This window comes from Halorhabdus sp. CUG00001 (genome assembly GCF_009797925.1).
Classification (GTDB): domain Archaea; phylum Halobacteriota; class Halobacteria; order Halobacteriales; family Haloarculaceae; genus Halorhabdus.
Genome location: NZ_VOLB01000001.1, coordinates 2,014,963 through 2,031,406 on the forward strand (window position 1 = coordinate 2,014,963; position 16,444 = coordinate 2,031,406).

Genomic DNA, 16,444 nt, shown 5'->3' on the forward strand with positions numbered 1-16,444 from the left:
GCTCAATCGTCGACCGGTAACGGCTCGCCCTGGCCATCGGTCGGCGCTGGCGAGGCGTCCATACTGTCGTCCTCGGCGTAGGGGTACCACGTCTTCTTCGTGTTGTGCATGTAGGGATCGTGATAATCGGTCTCCTCGGGGTCGATCAGGTCGCCGAGTGCGTCCTCGTCGCGGGCCGCGACGAACTCCCGGAAGGTCTCACCATCGGCACGTTCGGCTTCGAAGTTCTCGATGAGATTGGCGATAGCACCCGGCACTTCGTCGGCGGGGACGCGCATCTCGATCCAGTCGGCAAAGCGCGGATCGTCGCCCAGGCCGCCGCCCAGCCCGATATCCAGGGCTTCGACCGGATCGCCGTCCTTGCGGGTCTTCATGCCGCGCAGGGAGACGTCGGCGATCTGGGGTTGGGCACACGAGGCCGTACACCCCGAGAGGTGGATGTGGAACTCCTCGTGATCGGCGGGCAACTCGACGTTCTCTTTCAGCCAGCGGGCGTAGCGAACCTGGCGGTTCTTCGTCTCGACGATCGACAGCGAACAAAACTCCGTCCCGGTGCAGGCGATCGAGCCGCGCATGAACGGCGACGGGTCTGGCGAATAGTCTTCCAAGAGGGGTTCGTCCAGCAGCGCGTCGAGGTTCTCCTCGGGGACGTCCGTGATGATGACGTTCTGGCGCTGGGTCAGCCGCACTTCGCCGCTGCCGTATTCCTCGGCGAGATCGGCCAGTTCGAGGGTGTCCTCGGCACCCATCCGGCCGACGAGGACGTTCAGACCGACGTAGTAGTTGCCGTCGACCTGTTCGTGGACGCCAACGTGGTCGTTGTGGCCCTCCTGGGAGCCGGTATTGTAGGTATACTCATCGCGCAGGTCCTCGCCGGCGGTGTGGAGATCGAAGTCCACGAAGTCCTCCTGGAGGACCCGGCGGATCTTCTCGACGCCCCACTCGTCGACGAGGAACTTGATGCGGGCGTTGTAGCGGTTCTCGCGGTCGCCATGCTCGCGAAAGAGCGCGGAGAGTCCGCCAGCAACGGCGTCGGCCTTGTCCGGCCGGACGAAGACGTCGATGTCCCGCGCCAGGCGGGGTTCCTTCCGTGAGAGGCCCCCGCCGACCCGGACGTTGAACCCGGTAACCTCCTCGCCCTCGATCTCCTTGCGTGCGGGTTCGAGCGCGAGGTCGTTGATGTCGCCCTGGCCACACCCCTCCGTACAGCCAGTCACGGAGACCTTCCACTTTCGGGGGAGATTGGTGTGTTCCTCGTTGCCTTTGAACGTATCGTGCAGGTCCCGAGCGATCGGCCAGGCGTCGATCAGCTCGTGGGTGTCCTTGCCGGCGACCGGACAGCCGACGATGTTCCGCCAAGAGTCCCCACAGGCCTGCTGGGTCGAGAGACCGTTGTCCTCCAGTTTCTCGAAGATCTCGGGAACGTCTTCCAGCTTGATCCAATGGAGTTGGATCGACTGGCGGGTCGTCCAGTCACAGTAGGCCTCGCCGAATTCGGGGTTTTCTGCGGGGCCAGTCGCGTACTCTTTAGCGATTTCGCCGATGACTCGCAGCTGTCCCGGTTCGATGACGCCGTTTGGCGTCCCGATCCGCATCATGAAGTAGCTCTCCTGGCCGGCTCGCTGGTGGTACAGCCCCCACCACTTGAAGCGCTCGAACCAGGCGTCGTGTTCGTCCTCGGGGATCGAGTCCCACCCCTCCGCGGCGAACTCCATGAGATGCTCGCGTATCTCCGTCCCGTAGGCCTCGTCCTTCCAGCGTTCGACGTCAGTGGGCATGTACACGTCCCTAGACTGGGCCACGTAAACGACCGGTCATCTCGTCAAGCCTCCCGCCCTCTCCCGAGAAGCAGCGATTGTTGCTGGTTTCAGGCGCGAGGTATGCGAACGTCCCGCGTATCGAGGGAGGCAAAGCGACGATTCGGACCGACGATCCGGCCGACAGGAAGCCAGCCGGAGACGGCACTGTCGCCACACGTCACACACTGGCCGGCCGCCCGGACGAGCACAGATTGGCCGGCCGCGTCGACGTCGACGAATCCCTCGATCAGAAAGTCAGCCGTCTCACAGCCACAGACGTCGTGGTCGGCGAGTTGCCAGAGTTCGCTCACGGAGACGACGCGCTCGTCGTCGACGCTGATCCAGGCGCCGTCGTCTAAGATCCGCACGGCAGTCGTCATTGGCGGACGTTCGTGGGCCTCGTTGGTGTAGGCGTCGCCCCGGACAAGCATCGCCGCCAGTTGGACGGGCTCGCCGAGTGCGTATCGCCAATGGGTCGCCATCCCGGCGGCCAGCGCTGGCAAGCAGCGGTGAGTGTTGTGTCACTGATAGCGGCAGATATTGTGCCTAGACGGGAGTTCGGGTAGTGATTACCACTGCGAGGGGCCTTATACGCCTGTGACTGGTATGGAAGAGTGATGATCGAGAGTGCCGACGTGAGTGTCCCACAGGCCTCGGCCGCCGGCACGGCTGGGCGTGGCCAACACGGACTGGAGGGATCGACAGATGAGTGAGACGGAGACCGACCACCTCGACAACGTCGAGGATGGGTGTGGCTGTGCCGAAGTGTGGGAGCACCTCTCCGAGGAGCGAGAGGCCGAAGCCGCCCGCGAGTGACCGGCGACCGGACGTTTTTACCCCCGCATACCCTGGAACGCACACGAATGAGCGACGAGACGCCGGAGCCGGACCTGCCAACTGACCGCGAATCACCAGTCGGCCAGCCGGTGATTCGTGGCGACCCGGACGCGACCGGCGAGCACGCTGACCGGGCCGTGAAGTTCGATCCGGACGACCCACAGAGCGTGCGAGAGGCGGCCGAGACCGTCCGTGCGTTCGCCGAGAACACCGTCGGCGACGAAGACAGCGTGTACATGCTCCGCGGTGCGGCCGCCTGTGCGGCACTGGTCAGAGGCGTCGGCTCCTACAAGGCCGCTGCCGAACGCGCCGGCGGCGAAACCACAGTCTCGTTCGTCCGGAAGTGGTCCCGGGTCCACGACCTGCCGCGCTCGATCCGGCGACACGTCGCCAAAGGCGAAATCGCCCCGACAGCGGCCAAGCATATCGCCCGCGTCGGTGGCACCGCTCGCTTCCTCCTGGCGTTTGCCGTTCTGGATCACGGACTGACCGTCCGGGAGGTGCGCTCGCTTGCGAGTGACATCAACGAGGGGACGAGTCCAGTGGCTGCACTCGCGAGTGCCGGCTACCGGTTGGGCGAGATCAGTGTAACACTCCCGACCGACGCGTATTGCGAACTCAGACGGCGAGCGTCACTGGCGGACGAGTCACCGGGCGAGTTGATCGCTGTGGCACTGGCTGAACATTACGACGCGGTCGGTGCGTCCGACCGTCGACAACCGTAAGGACTTAGCCGGCGACTCCCCCAGACTCTGATGAGGGCCGGTAGCTCAGTCAGGCAGAGCGTCTGGCTTTTAACCAGACGGTCATGGGTTCAATTCCCATCCGGCCCGCTATTGCGACGAACGGACGTGAGGAGCTATGCGGCCAAGGGAATTGAACCCTACCAGTGGCAGCCCGCGCAGCGGAGCGAGCAGGAACCTCTGGTTCCGGTTCAATTCCCATCCGGCCCGTAGTATTCTGTCGCGAGCATACCGCGAGCGACGAATACGCTATGATGGAATTGAATCACGGCAAACGGGCACAACGTAGTGAGCGCGTCTGGCATCGGGTTCAATTCCCATCCGGCCCGTAGCATTTTTACTGCGAGCAATCGGCGAGCAGCGAATGCGCACTGAGAGGAATTGAATCAAGGAGAGGGAGAGGAGCGAATCAGCGAACGTGCGCGACCGTCAGCGAACCTGATCGAGTGCGGCCAGCGCGTCCGCGGCTTCGCTGACGGCTTCAAGTGCGTCTCGGGCCCGCCGTGGGTCGTCAGTCGCTTCGGCCTGCTTGGAGAACGTCGCCAGCGTCCTGAGCAACGATTGACGGGCCGTCTGGAGGTCGCCTGCGGGCGTCTCAGACACGCGTTCGGCCTGCTCGCGACCGGTCGTGGGGTCGACTGTCGGCACTTCGACCCGACCGGGATCCGGTTCCGACCCGCTGTTGGCAGGTCGATCGCCCGTCGACGCGTGGGCTGACGGTCGCTGGTCGTCGGCCGGCCCCTGTCCCGTTGGTTGACCGGCGGCGTCGGGTTGTGCCTCCGGACCGGAGTGCTCTGTTGAGCTCGGGTGGTCCGTTTCGGCTTGAGTGCTGTCGACCGCGGATTGGGCCTGCTGGTCGGTCTGCTCGTCGGTCGACGCCCCGTCCTCGGCCCCGACCGGTTGCTGGCACGTGGGACAGAACTCCTGGCCGTCGTACCGGAAAATAGGGTCGCCACACGCATCACAGTGGGCGTCGGTCATCGTCGCTCCCTTCAACAGGAGGTCACTCATGTGTTCGGTCGCCTCGCGCTTGCGTTGCTCTTGCTCGTACTGCTCGCGGAGTCGTTCCCGCTCGGCTTCCTCGTCGAAGTCGCTCATATACGTATCTAGGGCCGTCCAACGGGCATAGACGTTGCGACCCACACCCAGCACTGTCGTCGGCGTGTGGCCGGCACACGAGAAACGCAAGACCGGAACCGTCGCTGTCGAATGACCGCGAGGAGACGGCGGGGTCGTGCCCAGCGTTGGGGGAACGCGTCGGTGTCGAATACCCGATATCGGGCGGCTGAATCGCGTCGACGTCAGTCCGTCAGCGAGATATTATCCCGGAGGTCGTTCTCGATGGCTTCGAGGGTCCGTCCCTTCGTCTCGGGGACGAGCTTGAAGGTGAACGCGAATGCCACGGCACTGAAGACGCCAAACAGCCAGAACGTCGCCGACGGCCCGACGTTGGCAGTCAGGATCGGGAACGAGAGGGCGACCGCCAGGTTGGCGACCCAGTTGGTGACCGTCGCGATCCCTTCGGCCGACCCGCGGACAGCAAGCGGGTAAATCTCCGAGATGAGCAACCAGAACACCGGGCCCAACCCGATCGCGAAAAAGGAGATATACAACATGAGACAGACAGTCGCGGTGATGCTGAGCACGCCCGAGAGACCCGGCAGGTAGAAGACGACCCCGAGGATCGCCAGCGTGACCGTCATGCCGGCAGTCCCGACGAGCAACAGCGCCCGGCGGCCGACCCGATCGATGTACATCATCGCGACGACAGTCATCACCACGTTGACGACGCCGATCCCGACGGTCGCGAGAATCGAGGCCGCACTCCCGAAGCCGGTCGATTCGAGGATCGTCGGCGCGTAGTACATCACGGCGTTGATACCGGTAATCTGCTGGAGAATTGCGAGGCCGATCCCGACGACGAGTGCCGGGCGCAGCCACGGTTCAAGCAGCTGCCGGAGGTTCGACCCGGACTCGCGCTCGACGGTCTCTTTGATCTCACTGAGTTCCTGTTCGACGTCGCCCTGTCGCGTGCGATTGAGGACAGCCCTGGCACGTTCTGGCTTGCCGTGGCTGTAGAGCCACCGCGGGCTTTCGGGCATCTTCAGGACGCCGATCCCGAGGATGACCGCGGGGACCATCCCGGCCCCGAGCATCCAGCGCCACGCCCCGTTGCCGGCGAAGGCGTAGTTCACGAAGTACGACGAGAGGATGCCGATCGTGACCATCAGCTGGTGCATCGAGGTGAGAGCGCCCCGGATCCGTGGCGGCGCGATCTCGGAGATGTACAGCGGGCCAACGACCGAGGCGAAACCGATCGCGAGGCCGTCGATCAGTCGGCCGGCCACGAGGACGGGCACCGTCGGTGCGATCGCCATCAGGAACGAACCGGCGAAGAACACGCCGGCCGACAGCATGATCAGCCGACGGCGGCCGAGTCGATCGGCGAGTCGGCCGCCCAGCGCCGCGCCAGTCGCCGCCCCGGCCATCGCACCACTGACGACGATGCCTTCGACCAGAGGCGACATCGAAAAGCTCTCGTTGATGAATAAGATCGCCCCGGAAATAATGCCTGTATCGAATCCGAACAACAGCCCGTTCAAGGCTGCCATCGCGGAGACGAGATACACGAATCGATCTCCGTCGCCACTCAATATGTTGTGCACGGCTGTCGTCGACATACAGTCCCGCGCTCGCCAATTGACACGGTTAAGCCCTCTGAAGATTCCCGCGTGATACTGTGAGAGACGATTGTGTCCGTCTTCAGTTTGCAAAAGATCTCGAAAAATAAAATTTCGAAGTAGGTATTCGACGTCTTTTTGAGAGGGTTGGAATGAGTTGTCGTCCCATAGATTCGGCGATCGACAGCGAATAGGCTCGCGCGCGCAGTGGAACCGTGATCGGTTGTCCGGCTCCCGAACGACGTCGAGAAGAGGCGAGTGTCCGTCCGGTACGGTGGGGCCGGAACCGTCCTCAGCGTTACCCATCGGGCGCAACTACCAGGACAACCCCAGAGTTACGCGAACCGATAGCGGCTGGTGTCGAAGCGCGGACTCACCGGGCGTCCTCGAAACGCTCGACCAGCGATTCGTTGCCGATCGCCAGCGGTGACCTAGCGTGGAGGTCATCGACAGCAGAGGAGAGCAACGAACCGGATTCGTCCGAAGAGGCCCCACCGGCGGCTTCGACGATATAACTGACTGGGACTGCTTCGAACTGGTGGCGTGGCTTGCCGTTGGGATGGGACGAAACCGACGGGTACGCGTAGATACCGCCGTTTTCGAGAATGCGCGGGAGATCCATGATCACGGCGCCGGTATACCGGAGTTTGTACTGGCTGCGGATCGCGTCGGCGAAAGCCTGGAAGTCCGCGTCCCACTCCCACTCGCGACCGCCGAGGGCGAAGATACTCGGCTCGTCGGGAAGAGTCACGTCCGAACGCAAGACCGTCGGCGTCCCGCCTTCGAGCAGATACTCCGTCACCGTGTCGTTACGAGCAGTGATCATCACCGTCGTCGGGCCGAAGGTGACGACTGCCGCGGCGATCAGGTCCGCCCCTGCCGCGGGAAGGGGGGCGTCGTAGATCCCGACGACCGTGCCGAGGCCGTTGTTCGAGGCCAGGTTGCCCGAGCCATCGAGCGGGTCGACTGCGACCGAGAGCCCGTCGCCGTCGCCGATCACCCCCTCACGTTCTTCGCTGGCGTAGGCACCGACGCCCTCAAGGGCGAGCAAGCGCTCTTCGAGGACGCGATCCGTGAAGGTGTCTGCGGCCAGTTGGATCTCGCCGCTAGGATTGGTGGAGTCGACTGCGTGCCGGTTGGATCCGAGCGCGTCCCTGATGGCGGGAGTTGTTGCGGCGACCGTCGTGAAAATCTGAGTGACGGCGGTCCGGGTCGTCTCGGGATCCGTCTCTGTGGCTCCGGCGTCGATGACCGGCATCGTACGTGATCGGAACACAACCGCGAGTATGAATCTTCCGAAAAAGTGACTTAACAGCGTTCAGAAAAGCAGTTGTCCCTCAGCGGGCCGAGACAGTCGCGTGCCGTTTTCAGCGCGTCGACCAGGCGATGGCCTGTTCGAGATCGTGAATGATGTCGTCACGATCTTCGAGACCGACCGACAGCCGCACCATGTCGTCGGTGACGCCGGCAGCAGCCTTCTCCTCGTCGGTCAGTTGTTGATGGGTCGTCGAGGCAGGATGGATGATCAGCGTCTTGGCGTCGCCGACGTTCGCCAGCAGGCTGGCGAGTTGGGTCGACTCGACGGTGTTACGAGCGGCCTCGTAGCCCTCTTCGAGGCCGAACGTGATCATCCCACCGTAGCCGCCCTCGAGATACTTGCTGGCGTTGTCGTGGGTCTCGTGACTCTCGAGGCCGGGGTAGTTGACCCACGCCACGTCGTCGTGGTCGGCCAGGAACTCGGCGACTGCGAGTGCGTTCTCTGAGTGGCGGTCCATCCGCATCGGCAGCGTTTCCAGGCCCTGGATGGTCTCCCAGGCATCGAAGGGGGCCTGCTGGTTGCCCAAGTCACGGAGACCGCGCGCGATCGCAGCGTAAGTGAACGCGGCCTCGCCGAATCGATCGCTGAAGTTGACCCCGTGGTAGGCTGGGTTGTCTGTGGCGATCTCGGGGTACTTCTCGGCGTACTCGTCCCAGGGGAACGAGCCACCGTCGACGAGAACACCACCGACGGTCGTGCCGGAGCCGTGGATCCACTTCGTCGTGGAGTTCCAGACGAGATCGGCGCCGTGTTCGATCGGATTCGCGAGATACGGCGTCGCGAAGGTATTATCGACAAAGAGTGGAACGCCGTGGTCGTGGGCGATGTCGGCGATGCGCTCGATGTCCGGCGTCACCAGCGCCGGATTGCCGATCGTCTCGAAGTGGACGTAGGCGGTGTCCTCGTCGATCGCCTCCTCGTAAGCATCGTAATCGAGCGTGTCGACGAATCGGGCTTCGACACCGTTGCGTGGTGCGGTGTGGGTGAAGTAGGTGTAGGTCCCGCCGTACAGCGCCGAGGCGGTGACAACGTTGTCACCGACGTCCGCCAGCAGGAAGGTGGCCAAATTGAGGGCGGCCATCCCCGAGGCGGTCGCGACGGCACCGACCCCGCCTTCGAGTTTCGCCAGGCGCTGCTGGAGAACGGAGTTGGTCGGGTTCATCAACCGCGAGTAGATGTGGCCGTCTTTCTCTAAGGCGAACTGCTCGGCCGCGTCCTCGCTGTCTTCGAAGACGTAACTGGTCGTCTGGTAGAGCGGCGGGGCGCGCGCGCCCGTCGCCGCGTCGGGCTCTTCTTGCCCGACGTGCAATGCGTCCGTGTGGAAGCCGCGATCGTCGTCGCTCATAGCGCTCGGATCTACGGCACCGTCCATTGTATAAGTGCGGTACCAACCCCCCGATTGGCCGCCGTCGGCGACAGCCGTCGAGATTCGCCGGTATCGAAAGTCGTCGACGAGACCGTTGCGACACAGCAACAGTTACCCGAACGTCCTGATCGTCAGGAACTCGCCGGCGTCACTCTCGTCTAAGGAATCGAGGTGGACGATCGGCGCGTATCCAGTGTCCGGGTCGATGTTGACACTCTCCTGGAAGCTGGTCTGGCGTTGCCAGCAGGCGCTGTTGATCGTCAAGACATTGTGATAGGTGCCGTAGCCGAGTTTGTGGACGTGTCCAGCGTGGAAGATATCCGGAACGTCCTCGATGATCATGTAGTCACGTTCCTCCGGCGCAATGCGCGTGTGGCCACCGAACTGCGGGGCGACGTGGCGCTTTTTGAGCAGCTGGCGCATTGCCTTGTGAGGCTCGTCGTAGCTGGCTTTGTCCTCGGGCAGTTCGGCAATCACCTCATCGAGAGAGACGCCGTGATACATGAGGACGTCGACGCCCTCGATCGTGACCGTCGAGGGATTGCCCGTAATCGTCGGGTCGTGGGCCGACATGATCTCTCTGAGTTCCTCGTCGAAGGCTGGCTGGGGTTCGGCCAGGCGGACGGCGTCGTGGTTGCCCGGGATCATCACGATCTCCATGTCGCCGGGCACGTCTTTGAGGTGTTGGGCGAAGGTCTCGTACTGCTCGTAGATGTCGATGATGTCAAGTTCCTCGTCCTGGTCGGGATAGACGCCGACGCCTTCGACCATGTCGCCGCCGATCAGCAGATATTCGACGTGACTGGCCTCGGGTTCGTGGAGCCAATCGGCAAACTCCTGCCAGGCGGTCCGGTCGAATTCCTGGCTGCCGACGTGCAGATCACTGATCAGTGCCGCACTCACCGGGCGATCGGCCGTCGACGGTTCGAACGTCCGCGGGATATCGGGGAAGTGAATCGAATCTGCAAACAGGATCCCGCCGTCGTCGGCCAACGTCCCCTCGATGGCGATGATCTCGTCGTAGAGGAGTTCGTCGACGAGGGCGGCAAAGTCCCGATCTTTCATCACGAGCGCGGGAAACGTCCCGTTGGTGTCTTCGAGGTCGATCAGCCAGTGGCCACTGGCCGTCGACCGGATATCCGCAACCATGCCGACGATCGCGGCCTCGCTCCCGCCCGGCATGGATTCGACGGCGTTGGTCGGCCGGTGGTTGACCCGCCCGCGGAGTTGCCGGGACAGGCGCTCATAGCGGTCCCGAAAGACAGCCAGAAAGTCGGTGTACTCTCCCGTCCCAGTAGAGCGACCGGTCACGTCGCCGGCGATTGCGGGCTCGATCGGATCCCGAGTACTCGCGCCAGCAACCCCCTCCATTTCGACTGGAGAGCTCTCGCTGCCGTCGACAGACGATGACTCGGCGTCTGCAGGTGAAACGGAGGGGGTCGACGGCGGCTGATCCGAAGCGGGATGTTCACCGTCAGTACTATCGGCATCGACGACGGGAGAATCCGGTGCAGGGCGGGAGTCAGTGACAGCCTGGCGGGCGTGCTCGACAGTGATCTTGATTGCCGTATCGGGGACGGCTTCGAGTGCGTCTTCGATCGCGGCGTCAGTGTCGGCTGCGTCCGCCAAGATCGTCACGGCTTCTCGATCCGCGTTGTACCCGCGACTGGCGAGTTCGGTGACGATTCTGGCGGGCGTCTCGCGAGGCACAGTCCCACTCGGGCACCCGGTCAGCAAAAGGATGGCGGTCGGGGCCGATCCCGGCCGTCGGTGGACCGTGCCGGTCGGGACGAGACGGGATCAGTGACTGGGCGGCCACGGTCCGGGAAGGGAAGAATTGTTACTGTCGGGGCCAAAGGAAGGGTGCGATGAGTGAGCCCTCCGACGACACCGAGCAGACTGGCCCCCGAGTCGATCGCCACGGGGATCCTCCCAGGTCTGACCGCGATCGGACGTATCCGGAGGGCACCCAGGACCGACGATACGACGAACCCTCCCGTGAGAACGACGGCGTCTCGGGCCGTGGGGACGACCGACAGCCGCGTGTCGACCGGGACCGGACCCACCCTGGCTCGGGCGGCCCGGGGAATCGGCCACCCGAAACACGGGGAAGTCAGCACACAGCGACACGCGCCGATCGGATTTTGCGCTATCTCTTCGACATCGCGAGCAGCATCTTCGTCGTCGCGGCCATCGGCGGGCTCCTGTTTGCAGCCAGTGGCGTCTGGCCGCCCTTGGTCGCCATCGAGAGTGGCAGCATGAACCCACACATGCAGAAGGGCGATCTCGTGTTCGTCATGGAAGAGCAGCGATTCCCCGGGCCTGGAGCTGAACGCGAGAGTGGCGTTGTCAGTGCCGCCGCAGGGGCCGAGACGGGCTACCGGATGTTCGGGGAGTACGGTGACGTGATCGTCTATCAGCCCAACGGCGACCAAGGAGAGACACCGATCATCCATCGGGCGATGTTCTGGGTCGAGGACGGCGAAAACTGGTACGATCGGGCAGACCCCGACTATCGCGGGAACGCGGACAACTGCGAGGAGCTAAATTACTGTCCGGCCCCACACGCCGGGTTCATCACGAAAGGCGACAATCCAGTCACGAACGATTTATACGACCAAGTGATGGGTGGAAATGGGCTCAGTGAACCAGTCAAGCCGGCCTGGATCATGGGGACTGCCGAGAAACGAATTCCATGGCTCGGCCAGGTTCGATTGCTCTCGGGCGCTGGCAGTGCCACGACGAGCAACGCGACTGGAAGGTGAGCTTCGAAAGCCGTCGCCTCGAGAATTTACTGGTCGAACCGCGCCTGGATGAACGGCTGGACGTCTTCGATATCGCCCAGGCGTGAATCCGAATGGAGGACGGTCTCGGTTTCTTCGATGGGCACCGAGAGGCTGATCTCTTTCGTTCGACCGTACCGGCCCTTCGAAACGACGACAGCGTTGACGATACCCAGCATGTCGAGTTCGGAAATGAGGTCAGTGACCCGACGCTGCGTGAGGACATCGGCGTCGATCTCCTCACACAGTCGCTTGTAGATATTGTACACTTCGCCGGTGTTGATGTTGTGGACGCCGTTTTTCTCGAGCAGGATGATCGAATAGAGGACGAGTTTCGACTGGGTAGGCAGCGTCCGGACGACTTCGACGACACGATCGAGTTCGATCTTCTCTTGGGCCTGGCGGACGTGATCTTCTGCCACGATATCGGTCTGGTCGCGCTCGGCTAATTCACCGGCCGTCCGCAGCAGATCGAGCGCCCGACGAGCGTCGCCGTGTTCCTGGGCCGCAAAAGCGGCACACAGCGGGATAACATCATCCGAGAGTGGGCCGTCTTTGAACGCGACGTTCGAGCGGGCCTGCAGGATATCCCGGAGCTGGTTGGCGTCGTAGGGCGGGAACACGATCTCCTCCTCGCCGAGGCTCGACTTGACACGCGGGTCGAGGAAGTCGGTGAACTTCAGATCGTTACTGATCCCCATGATCGAAACGCGGGAGTACTCCAGTTCCGAATTCATCCGCGAGAGGTTATACAGCGTGTCGTCACCGCTCTTCTCGACGAGTTTGTCGATCTCGTCGAGCATGATAACGACGACGCGTTCGGTGTAATCGACAGCATCGAAGAACGTGTTGTAGACACGATCGGTCGGCCACCCCGTCATCGGGACCTCCTCGAAGCTGTCACGATCCTCACGGAGCGACTCGATTTCGGCATCGATTTCCTCGACGGACTCGAACTGAAGGTCTTGGAGTGCGTTGGGGTCCGATTCGGCGCGCTCTCGTTTCCCGGTCAAGTCGTCGATCCGGTCGTCGATGTGGGCCTCGTTTTGCTCGATGAACTTGTTGGCGAGTTGAGCCAGCACCCGATATTGGGTGTCGGTCACCTCACAATTGATGTACTGGACTTCACAGGGGACTTCGTATTTCTGTGACGTGCGCTCGAGTTCTTCGCTGACGAACTTTGCACTGGCCGTTTTGCCGGTTCCCGTCTTCCCGTAGATCAGAATGTTCGAGGGTGTATCCCCACGGAGGGCAGCGACGAGGATGGTCGCAATATTGTTGATCTGTTCTTCGCGGTGGGGAAGCTTTCGAGGTGTGTAAGACGGTCTGAGAACTTCCTTGTTCTCGAAAATCGGCTCGCCGCTGAGCAAATCGTCGAACAGACCACGCGAGGCCTCGTCCGTATCGGATTCTTCCTCCAAGACGAGCTCGTCGAGGAGATCCGATCGGGTTTCGCGGTCGGATGACTCCATTGATAGTTGCTCCGCATCGTCCGACGGAGACAGCGCAGTCGACTGGTCGTGTTGGTCGCTCGTGCGATGCTCGTCTGCGTCGGCGTCTGTATCGTCCGTGTCTTCCATGGCGAGAGGCCCCCTTTTCGGGTGGAAATCAGCACGCGTAACCGATATATTCGGTAGAGACGGCTGAGAGCCGCCGTATCTGGTGATCGTAGATTGGCGGCCAGTGCAGTTGAACCACACGAACCGGTGGGAGAGAGAGTATTAAAAATTTCGGTTGCTTCGAGCCGGAAAGACACATCGGGCCCAGATAGCACAGAGATTTCACCAATTGGACGTCAGTAGATGGGGGATGGACAGACGGTCAAATCCTGTATGGTCGTAGGTCACTAATCGCATACAACAGCGGAACCCCCCACACCCCTTCGTTTCGACTGGAACAACTCTCAAGAGAGGGTGGGGGGACAGCGACGACAACGAGTTCAACTAGTATGGCAGGGTTTTAAATAAATGGAAATACAACAAAACCCGTAAACCACTAAAAACAGTACTTGTTGTGGAGTGATCTATCACTGTTGTTACGGACCTATTAATCCCTAGAGATACTCCGCATGGCTAGAACACTCGTTCCTGCTTAGAACACACACTACTGGAATCTAGTTCCACTCGACGTTGCCATCTACCTCTTTCCACTGCAAGAACGCATCGTTATCCTCGGGACCATCGTCGAAAGTATCATCGCGCTAGAGTGGACTCGTGACGGTATCTCCCCCAAATCGATCGTGTAACCCGGCAACTCACGACCGCCCATCCACCATCTCGGGGTGTTCCAGTCGAAACGAAGGGGTGGGGGGTGTAGCGAGTACTCTCGTCAGTATACCGTAGGTACCTTCGCCAGTTTCGTGCCAGTCTCGTTTGGGTAACTATCTCACAGGGCACCGTTCTAACTGGACAGCCAACTCTTCTCTATCGGACCACACCCGGACCGATAGTCACTTTCCGGTGAATCTCGATCCGATCGCTTCCCGCAATCGCCCAGCTCAGGATCGCTCGGATCTAAATTCTTGCCATTAGCTTTCGGAGAAGTTATATATGTCTGACGTACAGTTAAGTGGATTCAGGAAGGTAGTTCGGGCAGATGCCCCGACTCGCTCGGGCGCGGGAGGATAGGATGGGCCTGCTCACAGAACTCAAAGACAGCATTTCGCGTGCCGCATCGAGCCTGTTCTCCGAACAGGATCCGAAACGTATCGGGATCTACGGTCCCCCCAACGCCGGGAAGACGACGCTGGCCAATCGCATTGCGCGTGATTGGACCGGCGACGCCGTCGGGCCGGAGAGCGCGATTCCACACGAAACCAGGCGTGCTCGCCGCAAGGAGAACGTCGAGATCGAGCGGGACGGCAAATCCGTCCAGATCGATATCGTCGACACGCCGGGGGTGACGACGAAAGTCGACTACACCGAATTCCTCGATCACGACATGGAGAAAGACGATGCCGTCCGTCGCTCACGGGAAGCCACCGAGGGTGTCGCCGAGGCGATGCACTGGCTCCGTGAGGACGTCGACGGCGTTATCTACGTCTTGGACTCGACGAAAGACCCCTTCACCCAGGTCAACACGATGCTCATTGGGATCATCGAGAGTCAGGATCTCCCGGTGTTGATCTTCGCCAACAAGATCGACCTCGAAGAGTCTTCCGTCCAGCGGATCCGCAACGCGTTCCCCCAACACGAGACGGTCCCGCTGTCGGCCCTTGAGGGTGACAACATGGACGAAGTCTACGACAAGATCGCGGAGTACTTCGGGTGATCTGTGATGGCTGAAGTCAAACAACCGGACGAGGGCGTCCAGATCGACCTTATCAGTGCCGAGCGGATGAACGGCTTGGCGAGCATGGAGAAGATTCGGATGATCCTCGATGGCGTCCGGGACGGCAACATCGTCGTCTTAGAGGAAGGCCTGACGCCAGACGAGGAATCGAAACTCATCGAGGTGACGATGACCGAGATCAGTCCCGACGAGTTCAACGGGATCGAAATCGAGACCTATCCACGCTCGGAGGCGGCCGATCAGAGCTTTCTCGATCGGCTCATGGGCAGAGAGTCGACGAAGAAACTGACGGTGATCGGGCCGGCCAATCAGATCGAGACACTCCACAAGGACGAAACTCTCATCAGCGCCCTCGTCTCCCGGAAATAATGCCCCATCAGTGTACGGACTGTGGCACGACGTTCGCGGACGGCTCGACGGAGATGTTGTCGGGCTGTCCCAGCTGCGGTGGTAACACCTTCCAGTTTCTCCCGGACGGTGCCGATCCCGACTCGGCTCCAGCGGCCGACCCGCCGGAGAAAACGCCCGATCGGTCGACCCCCGATGGTACCGTTGCTCGGACCGTTGGCAGTGCTGCGGCGACTGTCCGGGATATCGTCGGCTCCGACCCCGACAGTGCGGGGACCGCTCCGGAAGCGGCCGATCCACTGTCGCCGTCCGCAGCGGACGAAACGGCGTCACCATCGCCCGAGGACCCCCCTGCGTCGGCTCCTGACGAGACGACAACAGCCGACGAATCGCAAACCAGCTCGGCTGTCTCCGAAATGGAGTCGGGGACTCCTCGGCGTGACCCAGTGACAACTAACACGGAAGATGCCGCTCAGGCGTCCGCACGGTCGGCGGTGGTCAACCCGGACGAGCTTCCCGAGACACCCGGCGACGCGGACCTCGCCGTTGGATCGTCTCCCGGTGCCACAGCGAGCGCTGAGGCCCCCGCCGACCAACCCCAAGACGAACGCCCCGATCTCGAAACCCTTCGGGCAGAACTCAACGACCAGTTCGAGTCCATCCGTATCGTCGAGCCCGGGCAGTACGAACTCAACCTGATGGAGCTGTACGAGCGCGACGAGTACATCATCGCTCTCCAGGAAGACGGCCGCTATCGCATCCAGGTTCCCGGTGACTGGCGGGATTAACCTCGAGACGCACTCGCGACACCCCGTCAGCAACCCTTTTTGTCATCCTCGCCGTGGGTAGTCACATGCACTATCGGGAAGTCGCGGGTTCGCGCGAGTTCGTCGCCCGGCTGGCCCACGGCGAGGACTGGCGCGCCCAGATCGAGGAGTTTGCCGCCGAGGAAGGGATCGAGGCCGCGTTTTTCTTCGGCCTCGGTGCTGTCGAAGATGCGACGATCTGGTATTACGATCAGGAACGCCAAGAGTACGACGAGGCTGTCTTCGCGGAGCCACTGGAAGTCGCCACCTGTGTTGGCAACCTCTCGAATCTGGACGGTGAGCCGTTCGCCCACACCCACGCCGTGCTCTCGCGGCGCGACGGGACGACCCTGGCCGGCCACCTCGACGCAGCGACGACCTTCGCCGGTGAACTCTACGTCAGGACGTTCGAGGAACCGCTCGTCAGGACACACGACGAACCGACCGATCTGGACCTCTGGGAGCTGTAGAT

General features: G+C 62.1%; 14 protein-coding genes and 1 tRNA gene. 7 read left to right on the forward strand and 8 right to left on the reverse strand.

Annotated features, from left to right (window positions below; translation table 11 throughout):
• Positions 1 to 2: 2 nt before the first annotated feature.
• On the reverse strand, positions 3 to 1,778 hold the full coding sequence (locus FR699_RS10025; protein ID WP_158855329.1) for a nitrite/sulfite reductase: 1,776 nt from the start codon (positions 1,776 to 1,778) through the stop codon (positions 3 to 5).
• A gap of 89 nt (positions 1,779 to 1,867) precedes the next feature.
• Positions 1,868 to 2,281: a hypothetical protein gene (locus FR699_RS10030; protein ID WP_233263391.1), complete on the reverse strand. Its 414-nt coding sequence runs from the start codon at positions 2,279 to 2,281 to the stop codon at positions 1,868 to 1,870.
• 381 nt (positions 2,282 to 2,662) lie between these two features.
• On the opposite strand from FR699_RS10030, the gene FR699_RS10035 reads away from it, so the two are divergent.
• On the forward strand, positions 2,663 to 3,361 hold the full coding sequence (locus tag FR699_RS10035; protein WP_154552895.1) for a hypothetical protein: 699 nt from the start codon (positions 2,663 to 2,665) through the stop codon (positions 3,359 to 3,361).
• Positions 3,362 to 3,395: 34 nt separating this feature from the next.
• Positions 3,396 to 3,469 (forward strand) — tRNA-Lys (locus tag FR699_RS10040).
• A gap of 339 nt (positions 3,470 to 3,808) precedes the next feature.
• Here the strand turns inward: FR699_RS10040 and FR699_RS10045 are convergent.
• The 5 genes from FR699_RS10045 to FR699_RS10065 form a co-directional block, all read right to left on the reverse strand.
• A complete protein-coding gene (locus FR699_RS10045; RefSeq protein WP_158855330.1) occupies positions 3,809 to 4,477 on the reverse strand; it encodes an Sjogren's syndrome/scleroderma autoantigen 1 family protein in 669 nt (222 codons plus the stop codon).
• A gap of 203 nt (positions 4,478 to 4,680) precedes the next feature.
• Positions 4,681 to 6,060, reverse strand: coding sequence for a sugar porter family MFS transporter (locus FR699_RS10050; RefSeq protein WP_158855331.1), 1,380 nt, complete (start codon positions 6,058 to 6,060; stop codon positions 4,681 to 4,683).
• Between the two features lie 373 nt (positions 6,061 to 6,433).
• Positions 6,434 to 7,318 (reverse strand): class 1 fructose-bisphosphatase, encoded by an 885-nt coding sequence (locus tag FR699_RS10055; protein WP_158855332.1) that lies wholly within the window; start codon positions 7,316 to 7,318, stop codon positions 6,434 to 6,436.
• 109 nt (positions 7,319 to 7,427) lie between these two features.
• Positions 7,428 to 8,723: an O-acetylhomoserine aminocarboxypropyltransferase/cysteine synthase family protein gene (locus FR699_RS10060; protein ID WP_154552891.1), complete on the reverse strand. Its 1,296-nt coding sequence runs from the start codon at positions 8,721 to 8,723 to the stop codon at positions 7,428 to 7,430.
• A 132-nt stretch (positions 8,724 to 8,855) separates the two neighbouring features.
• Complete coding sequence (locus FR699_RS10065) at positions 8,856 to 10,454, reverse strand: DNA-directed DNA polymerase II small subunit (protein ID WP_158855333.1); 1,599 nt, start codon at positions 10,452 to 10,454, stop codon at positions 8,856 to 8,858.
• A 158-nt stretch (positions 10,455 to 10,612) separates the two neighbouring features.
• Between FR699_RS10065 and FR699_RS10070 the strand changes: the two genes are divergently transcribed.
• Positions 10,613 to 11,509, forward strand: coding sequence for a S26 family signal peptidase (locus tag FR699_RS10070; protein ID WP_154552889.1), 897 nt, complete (start codon positions 10,613 to 10,615; stop codon positions 11,507 to 11,509).
• Between the two features lie 26 nt (positions 11,510 to 11,535).
• On the opposite strand, the gene FR699_RS10075 is transcribed toward FR699_RS10070, so the two are convergent.
• Positions 11,536 to 13,107, reverse strand: a complete 1,572-nt coding sequence (locus FR699_RS10075; RefSeq protein WP_154552888.1) for a Cdc6/Cdc18 family protein — start codon at positions 13,105 to 13,107, stop codon at positions 11,536 to 11,538.
• 1,048 nt (positions 13,108 to 14,155) lie between these two features.
• On the opposite strand from FR699_RS10075, the gene FR699_RS10080 reads away from it, so the two are divergent.
• The 4 genes from FR699_RS10080 to FR699_RS10095 all read left to right on the forward strand — a co-directional run bounded on the left by FR699_RS10080 (position 14,156) and on the right by FR699_RS10095 (position 16,442).
• Positions 14,156 to 14,797, forward strand: coding sequence for an Era-like GTP-binding protein (locus FR699_RS10080; RefSeq protein ID WP_154553247.1), 642 nt, complete (start codon positions 14,156 to 14,158; stop codon positions 14,795 to 14,797).
• A gap of 6 nt (positions 14,798 to 14,803) precedes the next feature.
• Positions 14,804 to 15,187 carry a DUF2073 domain-containing protein gene (locus tag FR699_RS10085; RefSeq protein WP_154552887.1) on the forward strand — a complete coding sequence of 128 codons (384 nt, stop codon included), beginning with the start codon at positions 14,804 to 14,806 and terminating at the stop codon, positions 15,185 to 15,187.
• The gene (locus FR699_RS10090) at positions 15,187 to 15,954 is read left to right on the forward strand and encodes a Zn-ribbon containing protein (RefSeq protein WP_154552886.1); all 768 of its coding nucleotides are present in this window, start codon (positions 15,187 to 15,189) and stop codon (positions 15,952 to 15,954) included. Before FR699_RS10085 ends, FR699_RS10090 begins: the two co-directional genes overlap by 1 nt.
• Before the next feature lie 65 nt (positions 15,955 to 16,019).
• Positions 16,020 to 16,442, forward strand: a complete 423-nt coding sequence (locus tag FR699_RS10095; protein ID WP_154552885.1) for a PPC domain-containing DNA-binding protein — start codon at positions 16,020 to 16,022, stop codon at positions 16,440 to 16,442.
• The last annotated feature ends 2 nt before the right edge of the window (positions 16,443 to 16,444 follow it).

Bases quoted from the DNA above. Each gene is read 5' to 3' on its own strand.
- FR699_RS10025 (WP_158855329.1), bottom strand. From the start codon at position 1,778: ATGCCCACTGACGTCGAACGCTGGAAGGACGAGGCCTACGGGACGGAG.
- FR699_RS10030 (WP_233263391.1), bottom strand. From the start codon at position 2,281: ATGGCGACCCATTGGCGATACGCACTCGGCGAGCCCGTCCAACTGGCG.
- FR699_RS10035 (WP_154552895.1), top strand. From the start codon at position 2,663: ATGAGCGACGAGACGCCGGAGCCGGACCTGCCAACTGACCGCGAATCA.
- FR699_RS10045 (WP_158855330.1), bottom strand. From the start codon at position 4,477: ATGAGCGACTTCGACGAGGAAGCCGAGCGGGAACGACTCCGCGAGCAG.
- FR699_RS10050 (WP_158855331.1), bottom strand. From the start codon at position 6,060: ATGTCGACGACAGCCGTGCACAACATATTGAGTGGCGACGGAGATCGA.
- FR699_RS10055 (WP_158855332.1), bottom strand. From the start codon at position 7,318: ATGCCGGTCATCGACGCCGGAGCCACAGAGACGGATCCCGAGACGACC.
- FR699_RS10060 (WP_154552891.1), bottom strand. From the start codon at position 8,723: ATGAGCGACGACGATCGCGGCTTCCACACGGACGCATTGCACGTCGGG.
- FR699_RS10070 (WP_154552889.1), top strand. From the start codon at position 10,613: ATGAGTGAGCCCTCCGACGACACCGAGCAGACTGGCCCCCGAGTCGAT.
- FR699_RS10075 (WP_154552888.1), bottom strand. From the start codon at position 13,107: ATGGAAGACACGGACGATACAGACGCCGACGCAGACGAGCATCGCACG.
- FR699_RS10080 (WP_154553247.1), top strand. From the start codon at position 14,156: ATGGGCCTGCTCACAGAACTCAAAGACAGCATTTCGCGTGCCGCATCG.
- FR699_RS10085 (WP_154552887.1), top strand. From the start codon at position 14,804: ATGGCTGAAGTCAAACAACCGGACGAGGGCGTCCAGATCGACCTTATC.
- FR699_RS10090 (WP_154552886.1), top strand. From the start codon at position 15,187: ATGCCCCATCAGTGTACGGACTGTGGCACGACGTTCGCGGACGGCTCG.
- FR699_RS10095 (WP_154552885.1), top strand. From the start codon at position 16,020: ATGCACTATCGGGAAGTCGCGGGTTCGCGCGAGTTCGTCGCCCGGCTG.